At 75.0% G+C, this 12,491-nt stretch carries 10 protein-coding genes and 1 pseudogene; 5 read left to right on the top strand and 6 right to left on the bottom strand.

Annotated features, from left to right (window positions below; all coding sequences use genetic code 11):
• The first annotated feature begins 186 nt into the window (after positions 1-186).
• Positions 187-1,214, top strand: a pseudogene (locus tag L6E17_RS28370) (NAD-dependent epimerase/dehydratase family protein).
• Between the two features lie 415 nt (positions 1,215-1,629).
• Positions 1,630-2,520, top strand: coding sequence for a hypothetical protein (locus L6E17_RS28365; protein ID WP_236243508.1), 891 nt, complete (start codon positions 1,630-1,632; stop codon positions 2,518-2,520).
• A gap of 426 nt (positions 2,521-2,946) precedes the next feature.
• On the opposite strand, the gene L6E17_RS28360 is transcribed toward L6E17_RS28365, so the two are convergent.
• Both L6E17_RS28360 and L6E17_RS28355 read right to left on the bottom strand, forming a co-directional pair.
• Positions 2,947-3,846, bottom strand: coding sequence for a macrolide 2'-phosphotransferase (locus L6E17_RS28360; RefSeq protein WP_236243507.1), 900 nt, complete (start codon positions 3,844-3,846; stop codon positions 2,947-2,949).
• Between the two features lie 179 nt (positions 3,847-4,025).
• Positions 4,026-4,844 carry a VOC family protein gene (locus L6E17_RS28355; RefSeq protein ID WP_236243506.1) on the bottom strand — a complete coding sequence of 273 codons (819 nt, stop codon included), beginning with the start codon at positions 4,842-4,844 and terminating at the stop codon, positions 4,026-4,028.
• Between the two features lie 225 nt (positions 4,845-5,069).
• Here L6E17_RS28355 and L6E17_RS28350 point away from each other — a divergent pair, with 225 nt between their 5' ends.
• On the top strand, positions 5,070-6,641 hold the full coding sequence (locus tag L6E17_RS28350) for a DUF6056 family protein (RefSeq protein ID WP_236243505.1): 1,572 nt from the start codon (positions 5,070-5,072) through the stop codon (positions 6,639-6,641).
• Positions 6,642-6,800: 159 nt separating this feature from the next.
• Here L6E17_RS28350 and L6E17_RS28345 read toward each other — a convergent pair whose 3' ends face one another.
• The 3 genes from L6E17_RS28345 to L6E17_RS28335 all read right to left on the bottom strand — a co-directional run bounded on the left by L6E17_RS28345 (position 6,801) and on the right by L6E17_RS28335 (position 9,073).
• Positions 6,801-7,790: a glycosyltransferase family 2 protein gene (locus L6E17_RS28345; RefSeq protein ID WP_268985739.1), complete on the bottom strand. Its 990-nt coding sequence runs from the start codon at positions 7,788-7,790 to the stop codon at positions 6,801-6,803.
• 310 nt (positions 7,791-8,100) lie between these two features.
• Positions 8,101-8,319, bottom strand: a complete 219-nt coding sequence (locus L6E17_RS28340) for a hypothetical protein (protein ID WP_236243504.1) — start codon at positions 8,317-8,319, stop codon at positions 8,101-8,103.
• A gap of 487 nt (positions 8,320-8,806) precedes the next feature.
• Positions 8,807-9,073 carry a hypothetical protein gene (locus L6E17_RS28335; RefSeq protein WP_236243503.1) on the bottom strand — a complete coding sequence of 89 codons (267 nt, stop codon included), beginning with the start codon at positions 9,071-9,073 and terminating at the stop codon, positions 8,807-8,809.
• Between the two features lie 15 nt (positions 9,074-9,088).
• On the opposite strand from L6E17_RS28335, the gene L6E17_RS31715 reads away from it, so the two are divergent.
• Both L6E17_RS31715 and L6E17_RS28325 read left to right on the top strand, forming a co-directional pair.
• Positions 9,089-9,970, top strand: coding sequence for a GNAT family N-acetyltransferase (locus L6E17_RS31715; protein WP_374109170.1), 882 nt, complete (start codon positions 9,089-9,091; stop codon positions 9,968-9,970).
• Positions 9,971-10,027: 57 nt separating this feature from the next.
• Positions 10,028-10,771, top strand: coding sequence for a class I SAM-dependent methyltransferase (locus tag L6E17_RS28325; protein WP_236243501.1), 744 nt, complete (start codon positions 10,028-10,030; stop codon positions 10,769-10,771).
• A gap of 81 nt (positions 10,772-10,852) precedes the next feature.
• Here the strand turns inward: L6E17_RS28325 and L6E17_RS28320 are convergent, their stop codons facing one another.
• Positions 10,853-12,382, bottom strand: a complete 1,530-nt coding sequence (locus L6E17_RS28320) for an APC family permease (protein ID WP_236243500.1) — start codon at positions 12,380-12,382, stop codon at positions 10,853-10,855.
• Positions 12,383-12,491: the final 109 nt, after the last annotated feature.

The following is a 12,491-nucleotide window of genomic DNA, read 5'->3' as shown; positions in this document are numbered from 1 at the left end:
CCGGGGCGCGGGGCCCGGAGCCGCGCGGCTCCCGGCAGCTCCGCCGGCCGGGACCGCCGCACGACGTTGAAACGCGGCGACGGGGGTACTCGCACGGGCGCGCCGCGCGCCGACCGGGTGCACACGGGCCCGGGCCCGCGCGGCCGCACGGACGCCGGCGTACCCGGCAGAGCAGGAGCGGTCAGCATGGAAGCAGGCAAGAGGATCGTCGTCACCGGAGCGACCGGGAACGTCGGCACCAGCGTCGTCGCCGCTCTCGCGGACGACCCGGAGGTCGGATCCGTCGTGGGCCTCGCCCGCCGCCGCCCCGACTGGGCCCCTCCCCGCACCACGTGGGTCACCGCCGACGTCGAGAAGGACGGGGACCGGGCCTTCACGGCCCACTTCGAGGGCGCCGACGCCGTCGTCCACCTCGCCTGGGCGTTCCAGCCCACCCACGACCCCCTGGCCACCTGGCGCACCAACGTGCTGGGCAGCCTGAAGGTCTTCCGGGCGGCGGCCGCCGCCGGGGTGCCCGCGCTCGTCCACGCCTCGTCGGTCGGGGCCTACTCGCCGGGCCCCCCGGACCGCCCCGTCGACGAGTCGTGGCCCACCCACGGCTGGCCGGAGGCCGCGTACTGCCGGGAGAAGGCCTATCTGGAGCGCGTCCTCGACACGTACGAACTGCGGAACCCGCAGATCAGGGTGGTGCGGATGCGCACGTCGTTCCTCTTCAAGGAGGCTTCGGCCAGCGAGCAGCGCCGCATCTTCGCCGGCCGGTTCCTGCCGGGGCCCTTGGCGGACCCGCGCTTCATTCCGGTGGTGCCGGACATCGACGGCCTGGTGTTCCAGGCGACCCACACCGACGACGCGGCCGACGCCTACCGGCTCGCCGTCCTGCGCGACGACGTGCGGGGCGCCTTCAACATCGCCGCCGACCCGCCCATCGGGCCCGAGGAACTCGCCGGCCTGCTGGACGCCCGGGTCGTACGCGTCCCCCGCGGGGCCGTGCGCACCGCGGTGGCCGCCGGCTGGAGCATGCGCCTGCTGCCGTCGTCGCCCCACCTGCTGGACGCGTTCCTGCGCCTGCCCCTGATGGACTGCGCCCGCGCCCACGCGGAACTCGACTGGCGGCCGCGCCGCACCGGCCTGGAGGCACTGCAGGAACTCCTCGCCGGTCTGCGCCGCGGTTCCGGCCTGCCGACACCCCCATGACGGGCCGCCGCGTCGCCTGAGCCCGCGAGGCCTCCGGGAGGGCCGCGGTCCGGGCGCGCCCGCGAGCGTGGGGCGGGGCGGCCAGGATGGGGCCTTTCGGGCAGTGCGGCTCGGGTGGCAGTTGAGGACCGGCTGCCTGCGGGGGTACGCCCGTGAACCGGCGGCTTCCCGGCGGGGGCGTACGGGGGCCGGAGCCTTCCCCGGCGGCCGCCGATGTCCCGGGGGCGGGCGGCGCGGGGAGGCGTGCGTGGACCGGACCCCTTCCCGCGGGGCGGGTACGTGGACCGGCGGCTTCCCGCCTGCTGCGCCTCTGCCTGCTCGGCGGGGCCGCAGAGCGCCCGCGGCGACAGCGGGCCGGGCACCCACCCGCAACCCGAACCCGTCGCGTCGGCGGATACATTGTGCTGCCGAAGTGGCCGCTGCGTGGGGGGATTCGTGGAGGACAGGGACATCGCCATGGGCGACCGGGCGGTATGCGACCCGGAGCTGCCCGAACGCATCCGGAAGCAGCTCACCCGGGCTCCGGCGTCCGCAGCTCGTCGACCGACCGGCGGTGAGGCAGCCGGGGAGACGCAGCAGGGGTCGGGCTGCCTCAACGGGTGCACGGTCGTGCTGTTCCTCCTCGGGGTCCTGCTCATCGGACCGGCGACACGGTTCGCCGTCGTGTGCCTGGTGATCGCCACGGTCATCGTCGGGGTGCGCTGGATGGCACGACAAGAGGAAAAGACGACGGACCCCGTCGGCACCGCCCGGAACCATCGCCACCAGTGCGTTCGCCCGTCCGACCTGGAAGCGGATGCGGGCACGCTGCTCATGCGCGCAGCGAGCGCCGTGGACACCGTTTTCGCCTCGGCCGCTCACCGGGACGGGGCCGTCGACCGCGCACGCAACGAGGTCGAGTTGCCCCACCGCCTCTGGAAGATCGCCAAGGACCTGCGCAGCCTGAGTGAGCTGACCGTACGTCATCGCGAAGCGAAGAGCAGCAGCGCCGGCGGTGCCGTGGACGCCGTGCTGGAGACGCAGGCCGCCGCGCTCCATGCCGGCCGCGCCGCCATCGAAAAGCGCGTCGAGGCACTTGAGCAGTACGCAGAAAGCGTCAGATCCCTCGACAGGCTCGCCGAGCAGCACGCACAGGTACAGGCACTCCAGGAGGCCAACGACGCCTATCTGAACCTGCTGGCCTCCGCCGGCGAGGCGTCCTCCACCACGGCGCAGCCGGACCCGGCCGTGCACGAAGCCGCGTCGTTGTCGCGCTCGCTGGAGGACGCGATAGAGCACGCCCGCATCGCCGCGGAGCTGGCCCTGCCGGCCGAGCCGGACAGGTAGCCTCCAGCACGGGCGGGCGGCGACTCCTTCCGCCTGCGGACGCCGCACAGGGCGTACCGCGGCTGACACCAGAGCACGGACACTCCCCCCAGCGACGCTCACCACCACTCGGGCCGGGCCGGGGCGGTGGGCGCGGCCGCGACACGTGACGGAGCCACCCGCCCAAGGCCCTGACCGCCGCCGCTCCGGACGGCACCGACCGGTCACGGCACCGACCGGTCACGGCACCGAAAGGCGCTCGGCGCCCCACCGGGACCGCCTCCGACGGCTGCCCCGTGTGCTCACCGCCCACCGGCCCGCCATGACCGGCCGGCCGGTGGCACCGGGGCGCGCGTGACCGCCCTGCCGCGCCTCCACGGATGTGCCGGAACGAGAACGGCGCGCCTCCCCGCATCGGGAAAGCGCGCCGTCCGCCCCGGCGGGCCCTCACTCCTCGGGGTTCAGCATCCCCGCCGCCGTGGCCAGGTCGGTCTCCGCGCCGGTGGTCAGCGCGTAGAGCGCGTACCCGACCGGGAAGGCGTGCCACAGGTGCTTCGCCTGGACCGCCAGGCCGGGGTGTGTGCGTCCGCCGGCCTGCTCGTACGCCGTGAGGGTGGCCTGCAGCATCTCCTCGCCCCCGGCGCCGTACTGGGCGGACAGGTCACGGGCGGGGTCGTCCACGCGGGCGGTGGTCCAGTCGAGGACCCCGGTGATCGTGCCGTCCTCGGCGAGCAGCACGTGCGCGGGATAGATCTCGCCGTGGGTCATCACGGTCCGCTCGGGCCAGCACGTGTCGTCGTCGAGCCACGCCTGCCACGCCGCGGTGAAAGCGGGGGAGACGGTGAAGGCCTCGCTCAAGCGGGCGATGTCGTCCCGCCACGCCTCACGTACCCGGGCGGGGCTGCGGACCTCCACGCCCGCGGCCGCGGCCTGCTCCGGGGTGACGGAGTGCAGACGGGCCAGCAGGCGGCCCAGGCGCTCGGCGTAGTCCGGGCTGGCAGGGTCCATGTGCCACTCGGGCTTCCCCGCATCGGTGAGGGTAAGGCCCGGGGCGCCCGGCAGCGCCGGGTAGGCGATCAGCTCGGGGGAGCGGATCTGCCAGTCGGGGACCGCGACGCCGGCCTCGGCCAGGACGGGCGCGACCAGGTCGAGGATGCGCATCTCGGCGGCCATGCCCTCGGAGACGTCGGGGCGGCGCGGTACGCGCAGCACCCACCTGCGGCCGGTCGCGTCGGAGGCCATGACGACGCGGTAGTCCAACCCCGCCTCGTTCACCGCGGTGTCCTTCGGGGACAGGTGCAGGCCGTGGGCGGCGGCCAGGGCAGTGACGTCGTCGATCATGCTCATGGGGCCACGCTCTCATCCGCGCCCGCGCGGCCTCCACCCCTTTTCCCCGGCAGCGACGGAACCCGGTGGCCGCCCCGCAACCCGGTGCAGCCCCGTCCGGCGGCGGGCGCACTCCAGGGCCGGGCGCGCCTCCGGGGCCGGGCGCGCCTCCGGGCGGCAGGCCGGCTCCGGCGGGCGCGCTACGCCGGCCGGGGCTCGGCCGAGCCCGGCGCCGTCAGGGTGAAGATGCCCCCGTCCGGGTCCCGCAGCGTCGCCTGCACGCCGGGCTCGTGGGCGATCACCGTGCCGCCGTGCTGGAGCGCCGCCGTCACCCGCGCCTCCACGTCGGACACCGGGAAGTGCACCTGCCAGCGGGGCCGGATCGCCGGGTCCGGCGCCTGCTCCAGCGCGCCCGAGCTGAGCCGCGCCACCGCGTGCCCGCCGCTGCGCAGCACCACCTCGTCACCCTCGTACTCCACCTCGCAGCAGCCGGGCCTGCCGCACGCCCACTCCAGCACCTCCCCGTAGAAGATCGCCGCCTCGAAGGCGTCGCGCGTGTGCAGGCGCACCCACGCCGGGGCCACCGCCCGCCACATCTCCCAGCCCGCCGGGAGCTCGCCTTCCCAGATCCCGAAGACCGCGCCGTCCCGGTCCGCCGCCAGGGCGCCGCGCCCCAGCACGAACGCCACCGGCCCCACCGCCACCGTCCCGCTGCGCTCCCGGATCCGCGCCGCCGTCGCGTCCGCGTCCTGCACCGCGAAGTACGGCGTCCACGCCACCGCCACGTGGAAGGCCGACGCCAGGGCCCCCATGCCCGCGATCGGCTTGCCGCCCGACAGCGCGACGCTGAACTCCTCCCCGAGCCGGGCGGGGCGGAACTCCCAGCCCAGCACGGCGCCGTAGAAGTCGTGCGCCGCGCGCAGGTCCCGGGTCATCAGGCTCACCCAGCACGGCGCGCCGAAGACCGCGCTGGTCGACGTCCTGCCGGAGGCCGCAGTGGCGGCCGGATCTCTGGTCATGTGCAAACCGTCCCCAAGTCGCTCGCGCGTCGCCGTACCCGCCCCCGGGTCCCTCGCTCTCGTCCCATCCTGCACCGATTACGTGATGGGTGCCCATTTCGTCCGGGTTCATGGTGTTTCCCGATGGTAGGGATGTGACGTGGTCATCACTGGGGAACGGCGGCGCGCGAACCCGCCTCTTAGGGTTTCGGATCAAGGACCTCTCTGCGAAAGGCAGTGGTGAGCATGGCCGTCGGCGCATCCCGCGTCAGCGACACCGACCCCGCGGGCGGTCCCGCGGACGCACCCCCGGACCCGGCCGCAGGACCCGGCGGCCGGTTCACCCGCTGGGTGCCGCTGCTCGCCCTTCCGGGCCTGGCGCTGCTCGCCCTCGCCTCCTGGCTCGGCCGCCACGTGCGGCCCTCCGCCGACGAGTGGTGCTTCATCCCGCATGTCCGCGACCACGGCGTCCTCGGCCTCGTCGACAAGTTCTACTCCGTCGACAACGGCCGGCTCGCCAACGGCGTCCTCGTCGGCCTCTACACGAAGTTCCCCGTGGCGGGCCACCAGTGGTACGGCGTGGTCAGCGGGGTCGTCATCCTCCTCGTGCTGTGGGCGTTCCTCGCCTTGGTCCTGCGCCGCACCCGCCGGCGGACGCCTCCCGGCACCGCCTTGGCCACCGCCTCCGTGGTGACCGCCCTGTTCCTCTTCGCGACGACCAACACGTACAAGACGTTCTACTGGCCCGCCGCGTCCGTCTCCCACACCCTCGCCCCGGTGCTGGCCTGCGCCGCCGCGCTTCCTCTGCTGTCCGCCCGCACGCCGCGGGGCAGGAAGGCCGCCGTGGCCGCCGTCTTCCTGGCGGGGGCCTTCATGGGCACGCTGTCGGAGGAGGCGTCGGTCGTCGCCCTCGTCGTGCTCGGGGCCGCGGTCGTGTGCGCCCGCTGGGTGTTCGTCCCGGGCGCCCGCCGCCACGCGAGGATCTGGTCCCTCGCCGGGATGGCCGGCATCGCCGCCGGCACGCTCGTCCTGATGACGTCGCCCGGTTCCCGCAACCGCCGTGAGCGCTACGACGCCGAGACCGTCTCCATGCTGGCGCCCGACTCGCTGATCGGCGCCCTGCGCCAGTACGTCCTCATCCTGGAAACCGTCTTCACCACCTGGCAGTACCTCGGTGCGCTCGCCGCGGGTGTCGTGCTCGGTCTGCTCGCCCGCCGCCGGCCAGGCCCCGGCACGGCCCTGCTGCCGCTGCGCCCCCTGCCGGTCCTGGGCCTCGGCTTCCTGACGTTCCTGGTCACCGGCTACCTGTGCGCCGTCATCACGTACCCGGCGTTCGGCGACTCCCTCATCACCACCGAGCGGACCTGGAACGACTACCTGCTCCTCTACATCCTGCTGCTCGTCGCCGCCGGCGCCTTCCTCGGGCGTGCCCTGCGCCCGGCCGAGGGGCGGCGCCCCGCCGTGCGCACGGCCGTCGTCGCGGTGGCCGCCGCCGCGCTCACGGCGACCGCGGTCGTCTCGCTGTACCCGCCGCTGCTGCGGCTGGGCTCCGCCATGGAAACCCGGGCCGACCGCTGGGACCGGCAGGACCGGTGGCTGCGGGAGCAGGCCGCCGCCGGCGCCACCACCCTCCCGTACCGGCCCAACCGCGTCGGCCGCATGCTGGAGCCCTTCGGCCGGAACGGGCGCACAAGTGGCGGCGCAGTGCATCGCCGACTACTACCGCGTGGACGACATCACGCAGGGCGCGCCCTTCCCGAAGTGACCGGCCCCACACGGCACGGCATCGGCCCCGGCACCAGTACGGCCCCGGCATGACGCCGGTGACGGGGCCGTCGCGCCGGCCGGCACCGCGACCACGCGACCACCGCGACCACGCGACCACCGCGACCACCGCGCGGCGGCGGTGCGGGGCGGTGCGGGGCGGAGAGCCGGGACCCGCGCACCCGGTTCGCCCGCCGGTTCCCGGGCCGGGGTTCAGGACGGGCGGCCCGCGTGCTGGGCGGCCCGGTCCCCGGCCCCGACCGCCGCGGCGTCCGGCGCGTCGCCGCGTTCCGTCTCCCGCACCACGTAGTGGGGGCGGCCCTTCACCTCGTGGTAGATCCGCCCCACGTACTCGCCGATCACGCCCAGCGTCGCCAGCTGCACCCCCGCGAGACCCACTATGGCGGTGATCAGTGTCGCGTATCCCGGCGTGTCCACACCGCTGACCAGCGCGTTCGCCACGATCCACAGGGCGTACAGCAGCGCGGAGACGAACAGCCACAGACCCGTGTGGATCGCCAGGCGCAGCGGCCGGCTGTTGAAGGACAGCAGCCCGTCGATGCCGTAGTTCAGCAGCCGCCTGCCACCCCACTTGGAGGCGCCCGCTGCCCGCTCCACGTTCTCGTACGGGAAGCTCACCGTCTCGAAGCCGATCCAGGAGAACAGGCCCTTCGAGAACCGGTTGCTCTCCGGCAGGGACAGCAGCGCGTCCACCGCCCGCCGCGACAGCAGCCGGAAGTCCCCGGCGCCGTCCGCGATCTCCACCTCCATGAACCGGCGCACCAGCCGGTAGTACGCCCGGCTGAACGCCTTGCGCACCGCGCCCTCACCCGACCGGTCGCGCCGCGCGATCACCTGGTCGAAGCCCTGGCGGTGCAGCTCCACCATGCGCGGCACCAGCTCCGGGGGGTGCTGCAGGTCGGCGTCCATCAGGACCACCGCACCGCCGCGGGCCATCCGCATGCCCGCCAGCAGCGCGGCTTCCTTGCCGAAGTTGCGGCTGAACGACGTGTACCGCACCCGCGGGTCGGTCCGCGCCAGCGCCCGCAGCCGCTCCACCGTCCCGTCGGCGCTGCCGTCGTCGACGTAGCACACCTCGAACGAGAGCCGCGTGGGCCGCAGCGCGTCCAGCATGGCCGTGTGGAAGGAGTCGATCACCTCGCTCTCGTTGAAGCACGGAACGACGATCGAGAGGTCCACCATTGCTGTCTCCATGCACCCTGGCCCGGGAAGGGCGGCCCCGGCGGGCCGCCACACAGGGAAGATGACGCTCACACGGAACCGGTTGCCCCGCAGGCCCATCCCGTCACAGCTTCGATGGTGGAACCGCCGCGCGACGCGCCGCGGCGCCCCACGTTCACGCGAAAGGCCCCGGCCTCCCACTCGGGAAGCCGGGGCCCGACGTCGGCGCCCGCGGAAACCGCGCGAACCCTGCCGGCCGTGACGTCCTACGGCACACCCCCTGCGGCGTGCCATCCCCTACGTCACCTGCCGGCCGCCCGCGCGGCCCTCCTCACCGCAGCGCCCGCAGAAGGCCCTCCCCCCGCTCCAGCGTCCTCGCCGGCCCCTCGGATGCGTCCGCCCCTACGGACCCCGTGTTGCCGTAGGACTGCGTGGAGAAGTTGCCGTTCTGCGTGCTCACCCGGTCGTCCCCCACGGCGGTCGCGAGGGGCGCCGAGGCGCCCAGGACCGCCGCGGCCAGACCGGCCGTGGCGAGAGCCTTCTTGATCATTCTGCTTTCCTCCGTGTCGGGGACCCTGCCGGCGGGTCCCCTTGCCCAACCGCCGAGCGCGGCCCCCGTCACGGCGAGGAGGTCTCCCACCCCGCCGATTCACCCGTTCGCCGCCGGATGGGCTGCCCGCGGCGCCCCCTGGAGGAGCGCCACCGGACGGTGCGAGGACGATGGTGCTCCTGTGGGGGGTGACCGAAAGTGAAGCCCGAGGCGGCCACTCCCGCAAAGAGGGGAAACCCCTGCCCCTCCCCTTCGCAGCCGGGCCGGACCGGGGGGACGGCCCGCCCGCCCTGCTTTGACCTGCGGGAAAGGCGCTCCGACCGTCCGGGCGGCCGGGGGCGCCGCCAGGGCCGGCGACGGCGGCACCGAGGGGGACGCCCGGCCGCCTCGGTGCCGCCGCGGCGGAAGATCGTCCGGAAGACGCGCACACGGGAGCGGGAGCGGCCCGATCGCCGCCCCCGCTCCCGTGCGCCAGGCCAGGACCCGGTCAGCCGCCGAGGGGCAGTCCGCCCAGCAGGCCGCCCGCGACCGGCAGCCCCGCGGCCTTGGCGCCGCCGTCCTGCTGCGCCTGCTCGCCCTTCCCGTCCCCGGTGAGCCCGCCGAGCGGCCCCGTGCTGTTGAGGTTGCTCACCACCGGCGCTCCCACCGCGGTCGGCGTGTGGGCGTCGGCGACGGCGGGCGCGGCCGCCGCCATCCCCACACCGGCCACCCCGGCACACACGGCGGCCAGACGTCCCGTACGGCGTGCGGTCATGGTTTCCACTCCTTCATGGCGTTCATCATGGGAAAAAGCCGCTTGCGGCTGGGTTGTGCAACGACCCCGGCGGCGAGACGACACGGTCCTCCCGGCAGGCGCCGGGCCGCACCCCCGGAAGAGGCGCAGACCCCTTGCGGAGCGCCATCCGTCGGCCAAGGCTCTCCCCATGCCGGACAACGACCTGCGGCGGAGCACCGCCTTCCTCACCGCCTTCGCCCGCCGGGCGGCGGAGCGCACCGCCGACCTCCCCGGTGCCTTCGCCGCCACCTACCTCGCCATGCGGCACACCGGCCCCGTCCCGGCCGGCGGCGGAGCGGAGGGGGTGCCGCTCGACGTCCTCCGGGAACCGCTCGCCCGGGTCTGGCGCGCCGACCTCCCGGCCGTCGGCGACGATGTCGTCCGGGACCTCGTCGAGCGCCGCGCGGCCCGTCTGCGCGGCGCTCCCGCGGTGCGCTTCCTCGCCTCGCCGACACCCGGGGAGACGCGGCCGCCTGGGCCGACCTGTACCTCGACCCGGCGGCCGGTGTGGCGCAGATCGAGGACCTCGTCACCGACCGGGCGCACCGCCGCCGCGGCCACGCGGCCGCGGTCCTCGGCACGGCGCTGCGCCAGGCCGCGGACGCGGGCTCCACCACCCGGTTCCTGACGGCCGACGCGGCCGACCGGCCCGCGCCACTGGTACGCGCGCCGGGGCTTCACGACCGTCGGGCGGCTGCACGCCTACTCCCGCTGCCGAACGGACCGGAAAGCCACTCCGGCGTGCGCCTCCGTGCCCCCCTGCGCGCCGCTGAAGGGACCGTGCGCGCCCCTTCCGCCACCTCCCGCGGGTACGGGGCACCGGCCTGCCGCGGCCGCGCCGCAGGGCCGTACAGCCCCCCGCCGCACCCGCTCTGACCAGCACGTTTACCCCCAACCGCGTAAGATCACAGGAGGTGTGAAAGGGGGACCCGGATGGACCGGAGTATCCGCACATACGACGATGTCATGGCCCTGCTCGACACGCTGGTCGGCCCCGAGGCGGATCGCTCGACCCCGGCCGCCGCCGACTGGTGGGACGCCTTCTACCAGGACCGCGACGCACCGGTGCCGTTCTTCGCCGCGAAACCGGACAGGAGCCTGGCCGACCACGCCGCCGCAGGGCTCCTCGCCCCGGGCCGCGCCCTGGACCTCGGCTGCGGGCCCGGCCGCAACGCCCTGTACCTCGCCTCGCTCGGCTACGACACGGACGCGGTGGACCTCTCGCGTGAGGCACTCGCCTGGGCTGAGGAGCGCGGCCGCGGCGCCGGCGCCGCCGTCCGCTTCCACCACGGCGACGCCTTCACCCTCACCCGGCCCGGCGGCCCCCTCCAGGGCCCGTACGACCTCGTCCACGACTCGGGCTGCTTCCACCACCTGCCTCCCCACCGCAGGGTCGGCTACCTCGCCCTGCTCGACCGCGTCCTCGCCCCCGGGGGCCTCTTCTCCCTCAGCTGCTTCGCGGCCGGCGGCATGGGCTGGGAGGTCGACGACGCCGACGTCTACCGGGGCGGGGCGCCCCGCGGCGGCCTCGCCTACACCGCGGAGTCGCTGCGCCACGTCTTCGGCGACCTCACCGAAGTCGACCTGCGCCGCATGAGCCAGGAGCCGCCCGCATCACCGTACTTCGGCGAGCCGTTCCTCTGGACGGCGCTCTTCCGCCGCCCGCCCGCCCCCTGACGGCACGCGGCTCGGACGCGTCCGAGCGGCGTGGCCCGCGCCGCCCGCGAAGGGGGGCGGAGCGGGCCCGTCCGTGCGGTGTCAGGCGCGGCTGGGCGCAGGCTCGGCCGCGCCGCGCCCGTCCGCGGCGCCCGCGTGGCGCGCGGCGTCCGCGGCCCGCAACCTGTCGTGCGGGCGGGCCGCCAGCAGGTAGCCGACACCGACGACCAGCGTCGCTGCCGTCCCCAGCAGACCGGCCCACACCTGGTACCAGGGCGCGCCCGGCGCGGTGAGGATGGCCCTGGGCCAGCAGACGTTGACCACCTCGAAGCCGGTCCACACCACGGCCAGCACGTTCAGGAACGTGCCGCGCCGGCCCTGCCGGATGTGCCCGGCCGGCACCCACGTCCCGCGCAGGCGGGCGACGAGCGCGGCCAGCGACACGAGGAAGAACGGCAGGAAGGTGGCGGCCGTACCGAAGGCGATGAGGCTGCCGATCGCCGTGGCGTCCAGCCCCAGCAGCAGCCCCGCGCAGCTCACGAGCGTGGAGGCGACCAGCCCGCCGATGGGGGCCTTGCGCCGGTTGACCCGCTTCACGTGGCGGGAGAACGGGAAGACCCCGTCCCGGGCCAGCGAGTACAGGCCGCGTGCCGCACCGCCCTGGGAGGCCATCGCGCAGGCGAGGAAGCCGACCAGGACGACGGCCACGAACGGCTTGTCGGACCACGATCCGAAGGAGTGCACCACCGCGGTGGTCACCGGATCGAGGTCCTCACCGGCGACGACCGCCGCGGGTTCGGGGTGCGCCAGGGCGACCGCCAGGGCGTTGAGGATGACGACCGCGCCGACGCTGACCAGCGCCCACCGCATGGCGCGCGGCACCTGCCGGCCCGCGTCCTTCGTCTCCTCGGAGGCGGAGACGCACGCGTCGAAGCCGATGAAGGCCCATCCGGCCACGGCGACGGCGGCCAGGAAGGCCATCGCGACGGACCCGCCGGACAGCCCTTCCGCGCCCATGGTCCGCGTGAACAGCACGAACCCGTGCTCGCGGAAGAACAGCAGCAGCGCGATGCCGACCACCACCGAGGCGACCGCCTCCGCGGCGATGCCCAGCGACACGAACAGCCGCAGCACCCTGATCCCGTACGCGTTGACCAGCATGCAGCCGAGCAGCACGGCGACCGAGCAGGCCACCAGCCGACCGGGCGTGGGTGTGATGCCGGTGAGGGCGAACACCCAGGGCGCGGCCAGGTAGGCCACCGTCGTGTTGCCGAACATCACGGCGAACTGCCACACCCAGCCGCCCAACCAGCCGAAGGCCGGGCCGAGCAGTCGGCGTCCCCACTGGTACGGCCCGCCCGCCAGCGGCCACTGGGAGGCCAGCTCGGAGTAGACGTTCACCACGAGGCACTGACCGAGCAGGACCAGCGGCAGCGCCCAGATCCACGCGGGGCCGGCGACGACCGTACCGACCATGGCCACCGCGTACAGCGCCACCACAGGCGACACCACGGCGAAGCCCATGGAGACGTTGCCGAGCACGCCGAGGCTGCGGCGCAGCTCCTGGCGGTAGCCCAGGTCCTTCAGGCGGGCGGCGTCCAGGTCGCGGTCGGGGGAGGGGGGAGCAGTCATGGGAGCCCTTCGGGGAGGCGGGCGTTCCGGCCCGGGCGGGACGGCCGCCGCCGGACACGGCGCCCTGACGGGCGGGCAGGGCGCGGTGACGGGCCGGGCGGACCGTAAA

Origin of the sequence: Streptomyces sp. CC228A (assembly GCF_021390935.1) — a bacterium.
In the GTDB taxonomy this organism is placed as follows: Bacteria; Actinomycetota; Actinomycetes; order Streptomycetales; family Streptomycetaceae; genus Streptomyces.
Note: the sequence above shows the minus strand (reverse complement) of the source record. Positions and strands in the feature narration are given on the sequence as shown.

Bases quoted from the DNA above. Each gene is read 5' to 3' on its own strand.
- L6E17_RS28360 (WP_236243507.1), bottom strand. From the start codon at position 3,846: ATGAGCATGATCGACGACGTCACTGCCCTGGCCGCCGCCCACGGCCTG.
- L6E17_RS28355 (WP_236243506.1), bottom strand. From the start codon at position 4,844: ATGACCAGAGATCCGGCCGCCACTGCGGCCTCCGGCAGGACGTCGACC.
- L6E17_RS28350 (WP_236243505.1), top strand. From the start codon at position 5,070: ATGGCCGTCGGCGCATCCCGCGTCAGCGACACCGACCCCGCGGGCGGT.
- L6E17_RS28345 (WP_268985739.1), bottom strand. From the start codon at position 7,790: ATGGTGGACCTCTCGATCGTCGTTCCGTGCTTCAACGAGAGCGAGGTG.
- L6E17_RS28340 (WP_236243504.1), bottom strand. From the start codon at position 8,319: ATGATCAAGAAGGCTCTCGCCACGGCCGGTCTGGCCGCGGCGGTCCTG.
- L6E17_RS28335 (WP_236243503.1), bottom strand. From the start codon at position 9,073: ATGACCGCACGCCGTACGGGACGTCTGGCCGCCGTGTGTGCCGGGGTG.
- L6E17_RS31715 (WP_374109170.1), top strand. From the start codon at position 9,089: ATGGCGTTCATCATGGGAAAAAGCCGCTTGCGGCTGGGTTGTGCAACG.
- L6E17_RS28325 (WP_236243501.1), top strand. From the start codon at position 10,028: ATGGACCGGAGTATCCGCACATACGACGATGTCATGGCCCTGCTCGAC.
- L6E17_RS28320 (WP_236243500.1), bottom strand. From the start codon at position 12,382: ATGACTGCTCCCCCCTCCCCCGACCGCGACCTGGACGCCGCCCGCCTG.